The sequence below is a fragment of the Embleya sp. NPDC059213 genome (assembly GCF_042754445.1).
Classification (GTDB): domain Bacteria; phylum Actinomycetota; class Actinomycetes; order Streptomycetales; family Streptomycetaceae; genus Embleya.
In genome coordinates this window covers 1-13,547 of the sequence record NZ_JBHZAV010000061.1, presented here as the reverse complement: position 1 = coordinate 13,547, position 13,547 = coordinate 1, and the positions used below count along the sequence as shown (strand labels likewise).

The 13,547-nt window shown below is 72.3% G+C and carries 10 protein-coding genes; 2 read left to right on the top strand and 8 right to left on the bottom strand.

Annotated elements, in window-relative coordinates; genetic code table 11:
* Positions 1-31: 31 nt before the first annotated feature.
* The 3 genes from uppS to ACFXMF_RS22790 form a co-directional block, all read right to left on the bottom strand.
* Positions 32-1,927 carry a polyprenyl diphosphate synthase gene (gene uppS, locus ACFXMF_RS22800; RefSeq protein WP_360320245.1) on the bottom strand — a complete coding sequence of 632 codons (1,896 nt, stop codon included), beginning with the start codon at positions 1,925-1,927 and terminating at the stop codon, positions 32-34.
* Positions 1,928-2,207: 280 nt separating this feature from the next.
* Complete coding sequence (locus ACFXMF_RS22795; RefSeq protein WP_379991540.1) at positions 2,208-2,501, bottom strand: hypothetical protein; 294 nt, start codon at positions 2,499-2,501, stop codon at positions 2,208-2,210.
* 48 nt (positions 2,502-2,549) lie between these two features.
* Positions 2,550-4,058, bottom strand: a complete 1,509-nt coding sequence (locus ACFXMF_RS22790) for an MFS transporter (RefSeq protein WP_379991539.1) — start codon at positions 4,056-4,058, stop codon at positions 2,550-2,552.
* 261 nt (positions 4,059-4,319) lie between these two features.
* Here ACFXMF_RS22790 and ACFXMF_RS22785 point away from each other — a divergent pair, with 261 nt between their 5' ends.
* The gene (locus ACFXMF_RS22785; RefSeq protein WP_360320236.1) at positions 4,320-5,255 is read left to right on the top strand and encodes a methyltransferase domain-containing protein; all 936 of its coding nucleotides are present in this window, start codon (positions 4,320-4,322) and stop codon (positions 5,253-5,255) included.
* On the opposite strand, the gene ACFXMF_RS22780 is transcribed toward ACFXMF_RS22785, so the two are convergent.
* Together ACFXMF_RS22780 and ACFXMF_RS22775 are read right to left on the bottom strand one after the other, a co-directional pair.
* On the bottom strand, positions 5,182-6,021 hold the full coding sequence (locus ACFXMF_RS22780) for a ferritin-like domain-containing protein (protein WP_379991538.1): 840 nt from the start codon (positions 6,019-6,021) through the stop codon (positions 5,182-5,184). The genes ACFXMF_RS22785 and ACFXMF_RS22780 overlap by 74 nt on opposite strands.
* A gap of 221 nt (positions 6,022-6,242) precedes the next feature.
* On the bottom strand, positions 6,243-6,659 hold the full coding sequence (locus ACFXMF_RS22775) for an SHOCT domain-containing protein (RefSeq protein WP_360320230.1): 417 nt from the start codon (positions 6,657-6,659) through the stop codon (positions 6,243-6,245).
* Positions 6,660-7,063: 404 nt separating this feature from the next.
* Between ACFXMF_RS22775 and ACFXMF_RS22770 the strand changes: the two genes are divergently transcribed.
* Positions 7,064-9,076: an ABC transporter ATP-binding protein gene (locus ACFXMF_RS22770; RefSeq protein ID WP_360320227.1), complete on the top strand. Its 2,013-nt coding sequence runs from the start codon at positions 7,064-7,066 to the stop codon at positions 9,074-9,076.
* An 84-nt stretch (positions 9,077-9,160) separates the two neighbouring features.
* Here the strand turns inward: ACFXMF_RS22770 and ACFXMF_RS22765 are convergent, their stop codons facing one another.
* The 3 genes from ACFXMF_RS22765 to ACFXMF_RS22755 form a co-directional block, all read right to left on the bottom strand.
* A complete protein-coding gene (locus tag ACFXMF_RS22765) occupies positions 9,161-10,405 on the bottom strand; it encodes an acyltransferase (RefSeq protein ID WP_360320224.1) in 1,245 nt (414 codons plus the stop codon).
* Between the two features lie 88 nt (positions 10,406-10,493).
* Entirely contained in the window at positions 10,494-11,822 is a 1,329-nt protein-coding gene (locus ACFXMF_RS22760) for a cytochrome P450 (RefSeq protein WP_379992330.1), read from the bottom strand.
* Between the two features lie 139 nt (positions 11,823-11,961).
* Entirely contained in the window at positions 11,962-13,350 is a 1,389-nt protein-coding gene (locus ACFXMF_RS22755; protein ID WP_379992329.1) for a salicylate synthase, read from the bottom strand.
* Positions 13,351-13,547: the final 197 nt, after the last annotated feature.

Below are 13,547 nucleotides of genomic sequence, written 5' to 3'. Positions count from 1 at the left end.
GTGACCCCGGGGCGTGCCTTGGTCGACCCCGCTACCGGCGGGGCGGCTGAGGCCCGCCGGTGCCGGGGCCGCCGGGTGGTGCGGGGCGGGTCGGGTCGGGGCCGTGGGGGGATCGGCCGGGGATCGTGCCGAAGTTGCGGGTGCGGGTGGTGTAGGTCGTGAGGGCTTGCCACAGGTCGCGGCGGTCGATGTCCGGCCAGCGGGTGTCGGTGAAGGCGAGTTCGGCGTAGGCGGCGTGCCAGGGCAGCAGGTTCGAGGTGCGTTGTTCGCCTCCGGTGCGCCACAGCAGGTCGACGTCCGGCAGGTCGGGCAGGGCCAGGTGGGCGGCGAACACGCGCTCGGAGATGTGCGCCGGGTCGAGCCGGCCCGCGACGGCGGCACGGGCCAACGAAGCGGCGGCTTGGGCGAGTTCGATCCGGCCGCCGTAGTTGACGCACAGGGTCAGGGTCAGCCCGGTGCGCTTGCCGGTGCCGTGTTCCAGGCGGACCAGCTTTTCCAGCACGTCCTGGGGCAAGCCTTCGGCGGAACCGGCCCAGCGCACCCGGATGTCGTGGTCGAGCACGGTCTCCTCGATCATGTCGTCGCGTACCAGCGCGAGCAGGCCGTCGATCTCCTCGGGACGGCGGCGCCAGTTCTCGGTGGAGAAGGCGTAGAGGGTCAGGTGCCGCAGGCCGACTTCCAGGGCGCCGTGGACCACGTCCTGCATCGACCTGCCGCCCGCGCGGTGGCCTTCGGTACGCGGCAGGCCCCGGTCGGTGGCCCAGCGGCCGTTGCCGTCCATCACGACGGCCACATGCCGGGGGAGCCGCTCCGCGGGCCAGATCGGCGGGTGTACCCCGGAGGAGTGCGGCCGCGCAGGCACCGGAGCGTCGGAGCGCGGCGCCGGGAGCAACCCGGCCGGGGTCGGCGGGCGCCGAGTCGCGCCGTCGGGTCGAGCACGCGCCGGGGCGATCGGCGTGAGGAACCGCCAGGCGATGTGGGCCTTCAGCCGGGCGGGCAGGAGGATGCGCTCGGTGGCGATTCGGGGCAGCCGGGGCCGGTGGCGCAGCAGCCCGATCCCGGTGTGTTCGACCCGGTCCAGGCGCAGCCGGGCCAGGTCGGTCACCGCGCGTGCCACCACCGCGAGCGCGGGGGGCAGTTCGTGGAACAACTCGGGCTGGGCGAGCCACTGTCGGGCCCGGGCGACCAGCCGGCCGATCAGGGCTTCGACGGACGCGTCCGGCCCACCGTCCGGAGCCTTGCCCGGCCCGCGTTTTCGTGCCGCGCGCTCGGCCGCGCCGGTGAGGTCCGCCGCCGTGAGGGCGTGTTCGGTGAGCACCTCCATCGGCATGGTGATCCGACCCTGGGCGAGGTCCTCGGCGAGGTCCTCCAGGTTGTCGACGATGCTCAGTGCGTCCACCCACTGCCGCGCGGCTTCCAGATAGCGCAACCGCAGCGGCAGATACAGGCCCGCGGCGGCCAACAACGCCGCGCCCTGGGCGAAGAAGGAGGTGTTGACGGCCTGGGAGTAGGCGCTCCACGCGGCCCAGGTGGGATGGGTGCGCCCGTCGATGTCCGCGCGGGTCGCGGCGAGGGCCGCCGTCAGGCCGTCGGTCGGCAGGTCCCACGTCCGCATCGTGTGCACCAGGGCCCGGCGTACCGGATCCGCGCTGTCGCCGCGCCGCAGGTCGTCGTGGAACGCGGCGGTCCAGGCGTCGAACCGTGCCTTGCGGCCGGTGGGATCGCCGGTGTCGGCGAGGTCGTCCATCACCCGGCCGGCCGCGTAGATCGCCCACAGCGCCGGTCGTAACGCCGGCGGCATCAGATGGGAGGTCCGGTACTCGGTCCCGCCCGCCTTGCGGATCGCCGTGCGGCACGCTTCGTAGGCTTCGACGAGACGCGGGTCGTCGATCCCGGCCGCGCGGTGGACGGAGCGGGGTCGGGTCATGGGACTCCTCGGCCGGACGGGATGGTATCCGCCGTGCGGCGGGCACGTCGGTGTGGGACGGGCACTCCCCGCACGGCGGAGCGGAGACCACGCGGACCCCGCCCGGGTTCGACCCGGATCCTCCCCGATCCGGGCAATACCCCTGCTACGACGCGGCGTTGATACGTCGCCCGAACACGGGAAGAGACAACCGGCCGGCCGCGCACCGTGTCACGCGGATGGGTCGAAGATGCCTCGCAGGGGTGACGTCACCAGGGCCGAACGGGTGATGCGTGGCGGGTCACGGGGGACCGAACCACCCCGTGCCGCTCGCATGTCCTTCGCGCGCCCCGATCCGGGCGACGTGCTCTCCGCTCGCGATGACCACGAACGGGTGACCGACGGTGTCGGGCTCGGTGCTCAGGCGCAGGAGACCTTCGGTGCCGGCGGCCAGGACCGGGCCGTTGTCGATGATGGCACTCCACGGGCGCGGCAGCACGTCACCGTCGACCGGCCAGTCGAACAGGTCGAGCCCGACCTCGAAGTCGCCGTGACCGGGGATCGTGAGGTGCCCGTGGGCCTGGTGGATTTCCATCATTCGAGTCTGCGTCGCCGTGCCCGATCCCGCCGGCGCGTGGTCGGTTCAGCCGCTTGTCGAGTTGCGGTCGACGAAGGAGAGCGGTGGGGCGATGTCCTCCAGCGAGCGGCGTTCGGCGTCGACGGCGAGGAATCCGGCGACGATGCCCGCGGCGAGCATCAGGCCGGCGCCGATGCAGAAGGCGAGGACGGTGTCGCCGACGTCGCCGGACTCGGTCAGGTCGGAGAAGACCAGCGGGCCGGAGATGCCGCCCGCCGCAGTGCCGACCGCGTAGAACAGTGCGATGGCCGAGGCGCGCGCCTCCATCGGGAAGATCTCGGAGACGGTCAGATAGGCACTGCTCGCGCCGGTCGAGGCGAGGAAGAGCACGACACACCAACACGCGGTCAGCGTGGTCGCGTTCAGGCGGCCGGCCCCGAACAGCCAGGCGGTGGCGAAGAGTGCGAGGGCACTGCCGACGTAGGTCGAGGTGATCATCACGCGTCGTCCGAGCGAGTCGAACAGCGGGCCGAGCAGCAGTGGGCCGAGCAGGTTGCCGACCGCGATGACGGCGAAGTAGTAGCCGGTGCGGTTGCCGGGCACGTCGTAGAAGGTCTCCAGGATCGACGCGAAGCCGAAAGTGATGGCGTTGTAGAGGAACGCCTGCCCGATGAACAGCGACAGACTCAGTGTCGAACGGCGCGGATGGTCGCGGACCACACTGCGGGCGATGGCGCCCAGACCGGTGGCCTTGCTCGGGTCGATGGTCAGTTCGCCGTGCGCTTCGGGCAACGTGCGACGCTCGCCGGTGTCCTTGGAGGTTTCGGCCTCCACCTTCCGCTCGACGTCGGCGACCAACTCCTCGGCCTGCTCGCCTCGGCCGTGCAGGTAGAGCCAGCGGGGCGACTCGGGGACGTGTCGACGCACCAACAGGATGACCAGGCCGAGCACGACGCCGAGCGCGAAGGTCAGCCGCCAACCGAGGTCGGCCGGGAAGAGCGCGGTGTCGAGCATCAGCACGGACAGCAGTGCGCCGCCGGCGGCTCCGGCCCAGTAGGTGCCGTTGACGGCCAGGTCGACCCGCCCTCGGTAGTGGGCCGGCATCAACTCGTCGATGGCGGAGTTGATCGCCGCGTACTCGCCGCCGATGCCCAGTCCGGTGACGAACCGGAAGAGGAAGAACATCCACGCCTGGACGGACAGCGCGGTCAGCGCGGTGCCGACGAGGTAGACGGCGAGCGTGACCATGAACAACTTCTTGCGGCCGAATCGATCGGTCAGCCAGGCGAAGAACAACGCACCCACACACGCTCCCGCGACGTACATCGCGGCGCCGGGACCGGTGACCTGAGCCGCGGTGATGTCGAGCCCGCTGTCCGGTTCGGACAACCGGCCGGCGACGTTGCCGACCACGGTGACTTCCAGACCGTCGAGGATCCACACGGTGCCGAGACCGATCAGGATGCGCCAGTGCCAGAACGACCACGGCAATCGGTCCAGGCGGGCCGGGACATCGGTGGCGAAGGTCGTCGGTTCGGCCGGTGTGTTGCCGGCGGGCGTCGTCTTGGTGGGCATCGTGGGCGTCCTCCGATCATGTGTTCTCGCGGCTGCCCGGGCATCGGGGTGGGAAACCCCTTGCAAGATCGGCCTGTTGCGGTGAGCACGCGGGATCGGCGCGGGATCGGTACGGGACCGCGCGGAAGCGGGCTGGTGTCGTCGCAGCGGCGAAATGCCCTATATATAACTCTTCATGTGCATACAATTGCGCAGCGTTACCAAGCCCGGAAGCTCCGAGGCCCCGCATGATCGGTGCCGTACCACGAGAGTGAGAGCTCGATGGACATCACCTTCGCGTCCGGCTCGGACGGCTCGGACGCCCCGGACGGTGCGCGAGGCTCCGGCTCGCCGCCCCCGCCGATGGATGCCACGCTCTACGCCCCGGACCGCCCGCACAACGAACTCGCCGTCCTGCTCGACCGGCCCGGCCCACTGCGGGTGGCGGACCTGAGCGCGTACGACCAACTTCACTACCTCGGCACGCAGGCGTTGGACCACGCGGCGGCCGAACTGGCGCTGCGCCCGGGCGCCCGGGTGCTGGACGTCGGCTCCGGCCTCGGCGGCCCCGCCCGCTACCTGGCCGAGCAGCACCGGTGCCGGGTCACCGGCGTGGAACTGCGCGAGCCGCTGCACCGGTTGAGCACCCGACTCACCGAACGCACCGGGCTGCACGAGCGCGTCGACCTGGTGCACGCCGACATCCTCACCGCCTCGCTCACCCCCGGCTACGACCACCTGCTGTCCCTGTTGGCGTTCCTGCACATCCCCGAACGCGAGCGGCTCCTGCGGGTCTGCGCCGACGCCCTCGCCGACGGCGCGACGTTCTACATCGAGGACTTCTACGCCCGACGCCCGCTCACCGACGCCGAGCGTCGCCTGCTGCGCGACGGCGTCAGTTGTCCCGACCTCCCCGAAGCGGCGCGCTATCGAGCGGACCTGGCCGCAGCCGGCCTGCAGGTGACCACGTGGCGCGATGCCACCGAGCCGTGGACCGACTGGGTCCGCGACCGTGCCGACCGCTTCCGCGCCGATCTGTCGGAGCAGACCCGCCGGCACGGAGCCGAACTCGCCCACGGGCTCCTGGCCTTCTACGACCTCATGGTCGACCTGCTGGCCGGCGGCGGTGTCGGCGGCGTCCGGATCACCGGCCGACGCGTCCCCGCGCCGCCATCGGCCGACCGGGGATCGGGGAAGCGGGCGCCGGGCCTTCGGTAGCCGTCGGCCCCGGTAGATCCGCGCCGGGCCGCGGGCGGATCCGCGCGTCGACCCGGGTCTCCCGGACGACGGCGCGGAAGTGCCCGGCCACCTGCCCGGCGAATCTGCGGCGGGTCGTACCGAGCACCGTGAGCGCCGGGCCGTGGTCGTGCACGACCACCGCGGTCGCGCCCGCGGCGATCACCCACCAGCCGGCGACGGCGACCGCTCGGGTCGGGCGCGCCAGGTCGGCCAACGAGGCGCGCAGGAAGTCGCAATGGAACGGGACGTGGCGTTCCTCGTCGGCGAGGATGCGGGCGGCGACCTCGGCGGCGAGCGGATCGTCGACGCCGTCGCGGAGCGCGCCGTAGTAGGGCAGCGCGATCACCTCGGCGACCATCAGCACCATCAACTCCAGGCGCAGGCCGAGCGAGCGGCGCAGCCGGCGAAAGACCGCGTCGGACCAGTGGCCGGGGATGGTGTCTTCGCCGGCCGCGGCGAGCAGGTGTGCCAGCAACCGGGCGTGGTCTTGTTCCTCGGCCACGAACAGCCGGATCGTCGCGGTGTAGACGTCGTCGCCGTCCGCGGCGGCCTTCGCGATCAGGACCCGGCCGTCGCTGCCCTCGCCGACCTGGAAGCGTTGGATGCTGCGGACCAGGGCCGGGTGCAGGCGGGCGCCGTTCGTCCACCGGGGATCCCCAGCGGCGGCGCGTGCTCGGGCCGCCGCCCGGAAGTCGCGCAACCAGCGGCTGTGGTCCGTGCTCGGTGGATCTGCGATCGGTGACATGAGATCTCCCCCTGGATGCCACGACACGTGCCGATGCGGCCGGATACCGCGTGTTGCGGAGGACGCGGCGCCGGGCGGGATGGTTGTCGCTCCGGGCAAAGTCCGGGAGTTGCGCACCGGCCTGCGGACCGGGCCGCAGCGCACCGGGGGCCGGTGCCCGACAACCCGGCCCGAGCCCGGTGGGGGTTCGGCGCGGGTCGGGTGGTCGGGGTGCCGCCGGCTCAGGTCAACAGTTTCTGCTTCGCCTGTTGGAACTCGGCGTCGGAGATGGCGCCGTTGTTCTTGAGGTCGGCGAGCTTGGCGAGTTGGTCGACGGGACTCGCCGGTGCGTTGGCCATGTTCGCCGCGCTCGGCGTGCCGGCGGCGTCGCGGACGTACGCCTTGAAGGCGGCCTCGTTCTCTTGGGCCTGTGCGACGTCGCGACTGCTCATCGAACGGCCCCGAACGACGAGATAGATCAGGACACCGACGTAGGGCAGCACCATCGCGAGGATGAGCCAGCCCGCCTTCGCCCAACCGCTCAGGTCGTGGCTCCGGAAGATGTCGGTGATCACCTTGAACAACAGGAAGAACCACAACACCCAGAGGAAGAGCCACATCATCGTCCAGAACAGGTTCAACAGCGGATAGTCGTCCACGGGAACTCCAGTCTTCGCGAAGCCGTGACCGGCACCGAAGCCGTGACCGGCACCGTCGACATCCGGACCCCGATTCGCCGGACGGCCGGGCCGCCACGCGGTGCCGCGACGCGCAGCACCAATTCCAGGATTAGCACCTGCCTTCGGGGTCGGCACGTCGAGAGCGGGTGCGGGGCGTATTCGGGCAGGGAAACGAACCCCGAATATCACAGTGTGCGGGCATTCGAGTGCACAGTGTCACGCTCTCCCGTCCGTCGCCGACCGGCCGGCCGGCATGGATCGCGTCGAACGCTCACAAATACGCCCCTCGCGCGCTCTCCCGGTGTGCACCGAACACGGCACAGCATGTTCAGTCCGTACCCTCGCCGGGGCGGACCCGGCGACGAGACGATCGAGGGACGCAGATGGCCGAGGAGACCCGACAGCCGTATTCGGCCCGCCCGTTGCGCCGGCGGGTGCGCGGCGAGCGACGCCGGGCCGCGGACGACGCCGCGCGGGCGGCGGGAGAGGACACCGCGGCCACCCTGTTCGGGGGCAGCCTCACCCCCGCCTGGTCCGGAGCGCAACGATGGCGCCGGGCCTCGGAGTTGTCCTTCCTGGGGACGCTGCGGCGGCTGCCGCGACTGGTCGGCCGATCCTTTCGGCTGGGGTGGCAGGCCGACCGCGCGGCGCTGATCGTGGTGGTGGTCGCCGAGATCGGCCAGGGGCTGACGGCCGCGTTCGGTTTGTTGGCGACCAATCGCATCCTGCTGGAGTTGTTCGCCGCCGGGCCGACACCGGATCGGGTTCGCTCCGCCGCGCCGGCCCTGTTGACCGTGGCGATTCTCGGCTGTGTCGGGGCGCTGTTGCGGGCCGGCTCCACGGCCGCCACCGGCCGACTGGAACCCAAGGTCGAACGCGCCGCGGAGGTCGAACTCCTGGAGCGGGTCATCCGGGTGGAGATGACCAGGATCGAGGATCCCGAGTTCAAGAAACTGCTGAGCACGGCCCGCTACGGGACCAACGCGAGCCGCCAGATGATCACCTACGGCGTGCAGGTCGTGAACGCCCTGGTGTCGCTGGTCGCCGTCGGTGCGGTGCTGGCCGTCCTGCACCCGCTGTTGTTGCCGCTCCTGGTACTGATCATCGTGCCGCAGGGGTGGGGGACGGTGCACTCGGCGCGCCGCCGGTATCGCTCCGTGCTGGCCTGGACGAACCACAGTCGCCAGCAGACCGAGATCGCCTATTCGTTGTCGCACCACGGCACCGGCCAGGAGATCCGGGTCCACGGCGCCGGGGCCTACCTGCTGCACCACTACCGCGTCATGGCGCGCTGTTCCGAGGCGGAGCAGACTCGACTGGCCCGCGCGGACGCCACGACCGACCTGCTCACCTCGGGACTCTCCGGGGTCGCGTCGGCCATCACCTACGCGACGCTCGCGTGGCTCGTGCTCAACGGCCACGCCGGCCTGGCGACCTCGGGTACGGCGGTGCTGGCCATCCGGACCGGCACCACCAACCTCGCCGCGCTGGTCCGGGCGATCAACAACCTCTACGCCCAGGCCCTGTGGCTCAACGACCTCGAACAGGTCTGCGCCATCGCCGACGCCCACGCCATCCCCGACACCGGTGCCGCGCTCGGTCCGCCGACGACGATCGAGGTGCGCAACGTGTCCTTCACCTATCCGGGCCGCGACCGGCCCGCCCTGGAGGACGTGACGCTGACCCTGCCCCGGGGCAAGGTGATCGCCCTGGCCGGCGAGAACGGTTCGGGGAAGTCCACGCTCGCCAAGATCCTGGCCGGCCTGTACCTGCCCTGTGCCGGGCACGTGTTGTGGGACGGCGTGGACATCCGCGAGGCCGACCGCACCGCGTGGTTCGAGCACATCGGCCTCGTGCAACAGGACTTCGCCCGCTGGGACCTCACCGCCCGAGCCAACGTCGTGATGGGCCGCCCCGACATCGCGGCGGGCCCGGACCCGGTGCTGTTCCAACAGGCGTCCGACTACGCCCAGGCGCACAAGGTGACCGACGAGCTGCCCCGGGGATGGGACACGCTCCTGGACCAGACCTACGACGGCGGTGTCGAACTGTCCGGCGGCCAATGGCAACGCCTGGCCCTGGCCCGGGCCCGATTCCGCAACGCCCACGTGGTCGTCTTCGACGAACCCACCGCCGCGCTGGACGCGCACGCCGAACACGAGGCGTTCACCCGGATGCGCGAACTCGTGCGCGACGGGGTCACCGTCGTCCTGATCACCCACCGGCTGGCCTCGGTGCGCCGCGCCGACCACATCCACGTGCTCGACCGCGGCCGCGTCGCGGAGTCGGGCACGCACGAGGAGCTGATGGCCGCCGAGGGCCGGTACGCCGGGATGTACCGGATCCAGGCCGACCAGTACCGCCAGGACCACCCGAAGGCCGAGCCGCCGTCCTGACCGCGGTTCCGGCGTGGGAGTCGGGAACGGGGCGGGTGGTCGGGCGAAGGCCGGCGGGGGAACGGTGCCGCGTGGCCCAAGCCTTCACCCGGATGGCCGCGAGCCTTGCGACCCCGGGGCCCGGGACGGGGCCCGAGCCGGAGCCGGGAGGGGAGTCGGCGCGGCGGCACCGGGCGATCGCGCCCCGTCGGGCACGCGCCGCCCCGCGTCGGTACCGGCGCGTGGGTGGGCCCATCGACGGGTGATCGGCAGTTCGTAGTACCGGTGGACGGCCAGGGACAGCGCGACCGAGGCCGCGGCCAGGGTCGCGATGATCAGGGTGCCGGGCAGCAGCCCGAAGGTCCGTTCCGCGCCCAGCATGTGACGGGCCGTCAGTATGAGCGGGTAGTGGGTCAGGTAGAGGGCGAAGGACGCCTCGCCGAGCGTGATCAGGCGCGGGTGGCGCATCAGTCGGGTGCGCCCCTGCACGTCGGCCCGGGCGAGGGCGGCGATGACCAGGGCGAACGGGGCGGCCATGACCATGCCGAAGGCGTACTGGGTGGGCAGGAACGGCAGTGCCCCGAACACGACCACCGCGGGGGCGGCGAGCCGTGCCCGGTTCAGGTGCGGCCAACGGCCGGTCCGGACCAGCCGGGCGGTGACGATCCCGAGGGCGAATTCCGGCAGCCGCACGAGCGGGCAGAGGTAGACGAACCAGATGCTGGTCGCGTTGGTGGGCATCCAGTCGTACAGCGGCGGCCCCGGCACCGCGGTGGCGACCAGCGGCAGCAGCAGGGTGGTCGCGGCGAGCGCCGCCCAGCACCCGCGCAGGCGTGGCACCGGGATCCGGGACACGGCGGCCAGGAGCGCGGGGAAGAGCGCGTAGAAGAACGCCTCGCAGGAGATCGACCAGGCCGGGGCGTTGAAGCTGAAGAAGTAGTCCGCGTCCGGGAACCAGCTCTGCACCAGGAACAGGCTCGCCACCGCGGCGCCCGGGCTGTCGCCGTCGGGCAACACCGTGGCCGGCTCGGCGACGATGACGGCGAAGAAGGCGACGGCCAGGGCCCAGGTCAGCACGTGGTTGGGGACGATCCGGCAAAAGCGCCGGCGCCAGAACGCCCGGGCCGTCCCGCCCGGGTCGTGGGCCCAGGTCAGCACGAATCCCGACAGGACGAAGAAGCCACTGACCGCACCGGTGGCGAGCGGCTGCAGCACCCGCAGCGGGCTGTCCGGCGCCAGGGCGAAGATGCCCGAGATGAGGGACAGATGACACAGCACGACACACATGGCGAGGAGGAACCGCAGCCCGGTCAGCGCGGGAAGACGTGCGGGCAGGAGCTGGTCGGACACGGGCTGATCTCCTTGGCCGGGGGTTGCCGGCGTCCCGGACAGGCGTGATGGGGGATGCTCCTCTGGCGGGCGGACCGCGCCCGAGGTCTCACCGGAACGGACACCCGACGGTGACGCTCTCGTCCGGTCTCCCCTCGATCCGCGCCGCGGGTACCTCCGGTTCGACCGGGCCGGCGGTGTGCACGGGCAGGCTGTGCAGGTGCCGCAGACCGCCTCGGTGCCAGGTCAGCTCGGCCGGGTCGACGGCCGGTGCGAGCAGGGGCAGCCGGGTGAACAGTCGGGTCAGCGCGATCCGGGTCTGGGCCCGGCCCCGGGCGGCGCCGAGGCAGTAGTGCGCGCCGTGCCCGAACGAGAGGTGACCGCGGGGCGTCGCCCGGTCGACGCGGACCTCGGTGGGGTGCGGCCAGCGTCGCGGATCGAGGTTGGCCTCCAGGAAGGACACCACCACCACGTCGCCGGCCGCGATCGGCGTCCCGTCCAGGACCAGCGGCTCACGGGCCACCCGCCAGGCGCTGTGGTGGAACGGCGAGGACAGGCGCAGTAGTTCCTCCACCACCGCGTCCGTGCGCGGCGCGTCGCCGGACCGTAGCGCGGCCCGCACCTCGGGGCGCTGCATCGCGATCAGCGCGGCGGTGGGGACGATGGTGGTGAGCGACTCCACCATGCCGACGAGCAGCAGTCCCACCATCGCGGCCGTCTGCGCGCCGGTCAGCCGCCCTTCGTCGTGGGCGGTCAGCAGGGCCCGGGCGGCGTTGTCCCGACGGGTCCTGCGGGCGGTGGCCATGGTCTGCACGATCCGCAGGACGAACGCCTGGTGCGCGGCCCGGCCCTGCGCGCTGTCGGGGTGGCCGGCCAGGCCCCCGGCCATGGTGGCGCGGACGACCGCCGTCGCCCGGTCGGGGGCCAGGCCCAGCATGTCGGCGACGCCCGAGGCGGCCAGCGGCACCGCGAGATCGGCGACCAGATCGCCCTGCTGCCGCCCGGCCAGGGCCTGGACCAATTCGTCGGTGTGGGCTTCGAGTTCCGCCTCGTCCAGCCCGGCCGTCGTGGCCTGGAAGTACGGACCGACGATCCGGCGCATCCGGCGGTGCTCGGCGCCGTCGCGGGCCAGGAGTTGGGGTTGGGTGGACAGGAAGCTCTCGGGGTAGCGGGCGTGCGGCAGCCCGTGCGGTGTGGCCGAGCCGAGCTCGCCCACCGTGGTCATGTCGTTGACCAGCCGTGGATCGGTGAGCATGGCCTGCGCGGCGGCGTGCCCGGTCACCGCCCACGCGGGCAACCCGCCGGCCAGCCGCACCGCCCGCACGCCGGGCCGCGCCGGTGGCGCGTACCGCTCGGGGAAGTCCGCCGCGGGCACTGCGGGGCAGTACAGGGACGGTGCGCGCGACCAGGGCGCGGACGACGACTCTTGCACAGTCATGGATCTCCGAACCATCGGGAGATGGCGGCCCGAAGCCGTCACCGACGGGTCGAAGCGTATGAGCGGGATATTTAGGAACGAAATCGATAAGTCGTACGAGTAGCCCAGGTGGCGGGTGCACGCCGGTCCCGCCCGGGCCTCACGCGGGGGTGTCCGGCGGTGCCGGCGGGTTCCTCGGGTGCGGCACGACCTGCGGCACGACGTGCGGGGCGACGGCGGCGAGGGTGTGGCACGTATCGCGATATTCCCGCACCGGCCGGGAATCGGCCACGATGCCCGCGCCCACGCGCAGCCAGGTGCCGCCGTCGCGCGTGTAGACCATGCGCAGGGCGAGTGCGGCGTCCAACTCCCCGGCGTGGGTGGCGCGCACGACCACGCCCGCGTACAGGCCGCGTGGCGTGTCCTCGTAGCCGGCGATCATCGAGCACGCGGTGGTCTTGGGGATGCCGGAGGCGGTTCCGGCCGGGAACAGCGCGACGAGCGCGTCCCACGGCCCGTGCCGGGGGTCGAGTCGGCCGTGCACGCGGGACCCGAGGTGGTGCACGCTGCCGTGTTCCTCGACGGTCGTGAACGCGTCGACGGTGACGCTGTCCGGCTCGCACAGGGCGCGCAGTTCGGTGTCGGCCTGGTGCACCGAGACGGCGTGTTCGTAGACCTCCTTGGCGTCCCGGAGCAGGGCGGTGCGGCGTCGGGCGTCGAAGGCGGGGTCTCCGTCGCGGGGACAGGTGCCCGCGAGCGGTCGGGTGGTGATGCGCGCGTCGGCGTCGATCTCGACGAGAGTCGTGGGGCTGAATCCGGCGGCGCGCAGTCCGGGCAGGTCGAGCAGGAACGACCGGGCCGGGGTGTTCGCGCGCCGTCCCCGGAGGTAGGTCGCCGGGAAGTCCACGGGGTAGGGGACCGGCACGGATCGGGACAGGACCAGCTTGTCGAGTTCGCCGGCGCGGATGTGCTCGACGGCGGCGGCCGCGGCGGTGGTGAACCGGGCCGGTTCCCCGGCCTCGACGTCCACGGGCCGGGTCGGGGCGATCGGCCGCGGTGCGGCGGCGAGGGCGGTGCGCAGCACCCGTTCGAGGTCGTCGGGGTCCAGGGCGCGCACGGTGAGGGTGTGCGCGTCGATTTCGACCTCGACGCGCGGGACGGTCAGTCGGCCCAGGGCCCGTTCCCCGTCGGGGGAGGGCAACCCGGCGATGGCGGCGCCGAGTTCGAAGTCCCAGTGGCCGTACAGGCGCCAGTCCCGGACCGGCGCGCGGCGCAGCGCGGCGTCGATCGCCCGGGCGGGGGATCGGGTCCACGGCATGCTCGTGTGTTCGTCCGCGTGGGTGGCGGTCACGGTGTCGTGGTGGATGGCGAGCACCAGGACGGCGCCGCCGGCGAACCACCAGCGGGCGTCGCGTTCGTAGACGAGCGATTCGTCGAAGAGCCCGGATTCGGCCAGGGCGACCGCGACGCCGGCCGGATCGTAGGTTCCTTCGCGGCGGGCGCGCAGATAGCGACGGGTGGGCGTGGTGGTGGGGGAGTCGATGGGCACGGGTGGCACCGTCCTCGATTTGAGTGGTGAACAAGTAGGTTAGCCTTACCTAACTTGAATCACCACATCGAGGCCGGACGCCGACCCTGGACCGAACGGACCGCCCGAGCCGCGGCCGCCGGAACGCCGAAGGCGGGGTCCCGGTGGCCGTGGTCGCCGACGAGGGCACCGACTACCTGGTGTCCCTCGAGCAGTTG